This is a genomic window from Congregibacter sp. (assembly GCF_047617445.1).
Taxonomy (GTDB): Bacteria; Pseudomonadota; Gammaproteobacteria; order Pseudomonadales; family Halieaceae; genus Congregibacter.
The window spans coordinates 1-5067 of record NZ_JBLGBE010000129.1 but is presented as its reverse complement, the minus strand read 5'-3'; the positions used below and the strand labels follow the sequence as shown (position 1 = coordinate 5067).

Sequence of the window (5067 nt, the reverse complement as noted above, 5' to 3'; positions counted from 1 at the left end):
CATCCATAAAGGTCTTGGCAAGCGTTGCGGCTGTTTGCTCTTCCTGAAACGATAACTCAGGGTTCTCATGCAGATGCTTGTAATAGCTAAGTGCATCAAAGGACCAGGCCTGAGCCGTAAAGCTGCAAAGAGCGGAGAGTAACGATGCTTGGAAAAATTGGCGCATGGAGTAACCTCAAAAAGATCCAGTGCGCAGTCTAACAAAGTCAGCGCCAGGCAGATGCCCGTTCCCGGTGCATCCCGTACAATGCGCTCAACACCACTTTTGCCAATCGAACTTGAATATAGAATCTTCACAGCCCGACGCCTCCCTCCACAGTAGTGGACTGGAGACCTATGCTCGCTTGCTACGTTATGTCCGTCCGCTGTGGCCAGCGTTTTTGGTAAGTATGTTCGGTTTCGTTTTGTATGCGCTCACTCAATCCGCATTCGCCGGGTTGATGCAGTACCTTCCAGCGGCCTTTGAAGGAAACACCCTCGGGGACAGCACTGTTGTCGGTGCAAACATGCTGAGCAGCTGGGAGCGACGTCTCGGCCTGGATCAGGCAGACAAGGTCCGTAGCTTTTTACCTCTTGCGCTTATCGCGATTGTCACTGTGCGCGGCATAGGCTCGTATCTGGGCAGCTATTACATTACCTATGTGGCCCGGCATGTCGTCAATCAACTGCGCCTGGATGTGTTTGCTCATATCAACACTTTACCCGCGGCTTACCTCACGCAGCGAAACTCTGCGGACCTTATATCCCTGATCACTTTTAACATCGAACAAGTTGCCGCAGCGGCATCGACAGCGATCAAGGTCATTGTTCGTGAGGGACTCACGGTCATTGCGCTAATGGGCTATATCTTCTTTCTCAACTGGAAGCTGTCGCTTCTGTTTGTGGTATTAGCCCCGCTCATCGGCGGAATTATCGGCCTTACTTCATCACAGTTCAAAAAGTACAGCCGACGGATTCAGGACTCTATGGGGGGCATCACGCGAGTCGCAGCAGAAGCTATTCGTGGATTTCCAGTGGTTCGCGGATTCGGAGGGACCGCCTCGGAGAATGCCCGATTTAAAGAACGCAGTCGCTATGCGCTGCGTCAGGATCTTAAGCTGGCTCGAGTTAATGAAATCAGTACGCCCATCATTCAGTGGCTGACCTACAGCGCCCTGGCGGGTTTGTTCTGGTTTGGTCTCGATCCCGCGCTGCGCGGCAGCATGGATGCCGGTCAGTTTCTGGCCTACATCACAGCTGCCAGCCTTGTCGCAAAACCTCTTCGGCAACTCACACAGGTGAATGCGCGCATTCAGCGAGGCATCGCAGCTGCAGAAAGCATTTTCGACGTGCTCGACCAGGAAACCGAGAGCACATCAGGCAAGATTTTAGAGACTGCACCCAAGGGAGCCTATGCACTACGAGACCTCCACTTTCGGTACCCCGGTGCTGATGAGGATGCCTTGCACGGTATCTCACTTGACCTGGCTGCAGGAGAAACCTTAGCTCTGGTAGGACGCTCAGGCTCCGGAAAGACGACCTTAGCGAACCTTTTGGCGGCGCAGTTTCCCTCCCCGCCTCACACACTGCTTTTAGACGGCCAAGCCATGGAGTCGCTCATGCTCACTTCTGTGCGCCGGCAAATTGCTTTTGTGAGCCAACACACAACACTGTTTGCCGCGAGTGTTCGGGACAATATTGCCTATGGTGATCTTGCGGACGCAGGTGACGACGCCATTAATGCCGCGCTAGCACAAGCCAACGCACTGGAGTTTGTTCAGCGTCTGCCCGCTGGCTTGAATACAATACTGCGTGAAGAAGGTGACGATTTCTCCGGTGGGCAACGACAACGCCTCGCTCTGGCTCGGGCATTTTTGAAAGATGCGCCGATTCTCATTCTTGATGAGGCGACCTCGGCTCAGGACGCCGAAAGCGAAACTCTGATTCAGCAGGCATTGCAGCGAATTTTCGAAGGACGTACAGCCGTGATCATCGCCCATCGATTATCCACCGTGGAACAGGCTGATCGTATTGCCGTGATGGATCAGGGCCGTGTTGTTGAGCTAGGCACTCACGCGGAACTGCTGTCCCAGTTGGGTATTTATGCACAGCTTCACCGGCAGCAGCTGCAGGCATGAAGCAGGCACTCCCAGCGACACTTTATTCATGAAGGTTCTACAGGTACTCCCCGCCTTGGATACCGGGGGTGTCGAGCGCGGAACTTTGGACATCGCCAAGGCCCTCGTGCAGGCCGGACATGAGTCCGTCGTGCTCTCTCAAGGCGGTCGATTGGTCACCCGTCTGGAGAAACAGGGGTCACAACATGTGACTTGGTCTTTGGGCAAAAAGTCACCGCTAACGCTTCGCCACGTTCGGCCACTTCGCCGCTGGCTTAGCTCTGAAGCATTCGACATTTTACATTTACGATCGCGAATGCCGGGCTGGATCTGCTGGCTTGCCTGGCGAGGCATGGACCCAAAGACTCGACCTAGACTCGTTACCACCGTACACGGAATGCACTCTGTGAGTCGCTATAGCGAAATCGTGACCTGCGGTGAGCGTGTCATCGTTGTCTCCGAATCCATCCGTCGTTACGTACTGGACAAGTATCCGCGCTGTGACCCCAGCAAGCTCCAGCTTATTTATCGAGGCATCAATCCCTTGGAGTTTCCCCGGGGGCATCAGCCTAGCGAAAGATGGTTGTCGGAATGGTATCGAGAGTTTCCGCAGCTATTGGATCAACGGGTAGTGACCATGGCAGGCCGCCTCACCCGACTAAAAGGCCATCACGACTTTATGGACGTGATCGAGCAACTGCGTGATGCAGGCCAAAATGTACATGGGCTCATAGTCGGTGGAGAAGATCCCAAGCGCATAGCCTACGCCCGGGAATTGTATGCCGCCGTTGAGCAGCGTGGTCTTGCGGCACATATTAGCTTTGCCGGACATCGCGGTGATCTTCGTGATATTTACTCGGTCTCGGACATAGTGCTGTCATTGTCCACCCAAGCCGAATCCTTCGGGCGTACGGTGCTAGAGCCCCTCAGCGAAGGCAGGCCGGTAGTGGGCTACGATCATGGCGGCGTTGCAGAAATTCTAGATGCCCTGTACCCCAAAGGTGCAGTGCCTGTGCGCGACACAGCGGCGGCGGCTCAGCAAATCACCGCCATTCTCTCGGGACAGATTGCCCCGCCCCGGCGCAATAATCGCTTTCTACTGGATATCATGGCCCGCGATACCCTGACGCTGTACAAAGAGCTGTTATGCTCACAAAGAACGAGTAGTTAAGGCTTTGTGCGCAATCGCAAGATGCCTTCGTAGACAACTAACAAGGAGCCGTGCATGTTGCTGTCACTCTCTACCTGGTGTGATGTAGAAGCCTATCTGGAACGCAGCCGCACTATCTTGCTGCCCATAGGATCTATGGAGCAACACGGGCCCACGGGCCTCATAGGAACCGATGCCATTTGTCCGCAGGTCATTGCTGAAGCAGCGGCGGCTGAGAACCCGGACATCCTTGTGGGGCCCACCTTTAGCGTCGGATGCGCACAGCACCACCTCGGGTTTCCTGGCAGCATGACACTGCGCCCCAGCACCATGATCGCGGCTATCGCAGACTGGTGCGCGTCTCTTCGTCGACACGGTTTTGAACGAATTTATTGGATCAATGGTCACGGAGGCAACATTGCCACCATCGCCGCAGCGTTTGCCGAGGTCTATGCAGAACGGAGCTTGAGTGGCCCCAACTCGGACATTGCACCGCTGAGCATGCGCCAACGCAACTGGTGGGATTTGCCTGGGGTTATGAGTACCTGCCAACGCCTGCACCCCAGGCACGAAGGTTCCCACGCCACAGCCTCGGAAGTGGCTATCACGTATGCGGCCTACCCAGAGCAGGTTCGCGATCTAGTACTCGACCCTAAAGTTGCTCCCAGCGGCGGGTTTACCGACGCTGAAGACTATCGTCGTCGCTTTGCTGATGGCCGCATAGGGTCAGACCCGACGCAGGCAACCATCGCCGCCGGCGAAGAAATTATCTCTGTGGCTGCGCGAGCACTTCGAGAAGACTTTTTCGCCTTTGCCAAGGCTGGGGCCTAAGCCTAGACGTCCGCAAGCGCATCCATCGCGGCGAAGCCCCGCGCCAGATCTGCTATTAAATCACCGGGGTACTCAAGCCCGATGTGTAATCGGATCAAAGTCTCGTCATCAGCCAAGGCGACACTGGGTAGATTGCGGGTAGCGTGCATAGGCAGACACAGGCTTTCAAAACCTCCCCAGGAGAATCCGACGCCGAACAACTCCAGTGCGTCGACGAAGGCCGCAATTTCCATCTCATCTTTTCGCTGCATGACTATGCCGAAGAGCCCGTTTGCACCTTGAAAATCTCGTTCAAAAATTGCGTGCCCCGGACAGGACTCCCAGGCTGGATGCAGTAAACGTCGAACTCTCGATTGTGTCTCAAGCCATCGGGCGACGGTCCGCGCGCCCCGGTCGTGCGCCTCCAGGCGAATGGCCAGTGTTCGCATCCCACGCAGCGCCAACATCGCATCATCCGGCGCGAGGTGCATGCCGTGGGCGAGTGTGTGGTGATGGAGCTGTGCGTACAGTTCAGCGCTAGCCGTGGTCGTAACACCAAACAAACAATCCGCATGACCATTCAGATATTTAGTGCCCGACTGCATCGCTAAATCCACGCCAAACTCCAGCGGGTTAAACAACAAAGGCGTTGCCCAGGTGTTATCGATAGCGGTGAGCAAGCCACGTCGCTTTGCCACGGCAACAATTGCCGGAACGTCTTGAATTTCAAAGGTCGCCGACCCCGGAGACTCCATAAAGATCATCCGCGTGTTGTCCTGCACCAAGGTATCGAGCTCGTCATCTATGAGCGGATCATAAAATGTTGTGCTGACTCCCCTGCGTGCGAGGCTGCCGAGACAAAATTTTCGGGTGGGTCCGTACACGCTATCAACCATCAAGACGTGATCACCGGGGGAAAGATAACAATTGAGGATACTCGCCATGGATGCAGTACCTGATGACGCCAACACAGCGCCCACGCTACCGTCGAGTTCACAAACGGCATCCTCC

4 protein-coding genes are annotated in these 5067 nt (G+C 55.4%); 3 read left to right on the top strand and 1 reads right to left on the bottom strand.

Annotated features, from left to right (window positions below):
- Nucleotides 1-278 precede the first annotated feature (278 nt).
- From msbA to ACI9KD_RS16775, 3 genes are read left to right on the top strand one after another with little or no spacing between them, the layout of a single operon-like run.
- Nucleotides 279-2117: a lipid A export permease/ATP-binding protein MsbA gene (gene msbA, locus ACI9KD_RS16785; protein ID WP_414982318.1), complete on the top strand. Its 1839-nt coding sequence runs from the start codon at nt 279-281 to the stop codon at nt 2115-2117.
- A gap of 28 nt (nt 2118-2145) precedes the next feature.
- Nucleotides 2146-3267 carry a glycosyltransferase gene (locus ACI9KD_RS16780; protein ID WP_414982317.1) on the top strand — a complete coding sequence of 374 codons (1122 nt, stop codon included), beginning with the start codon at nt 2146-2148 and terminating at the stop codon, nt 3265-3267.
- 54 nt (nt 3268-3321) lie between these two features.
- The gene (locus ACI9KD_RS16775; protein ID WP_414982316.1) at nt 3322-4077 is read left to right on the top strand and encodes a creatininase family protein; all 756 of its coding nucleotides are present in this window, start codon (nt 3322-3324) and stop codon (nt 4075-4077) included.
- Between the two features lie 2 nt (nt 4078-4079).
- Here ACI9KD_RS16775 and metC read toward each other — a convergent pair.
- Nucleotides 4080-5067 (bottom strand): cystathionine beta-lyase (gene metC, locus ACI9KD_RS16770; protein WP_414982315.1); only part of this gene is annotated, 988 nt, incomplete at its 5' end.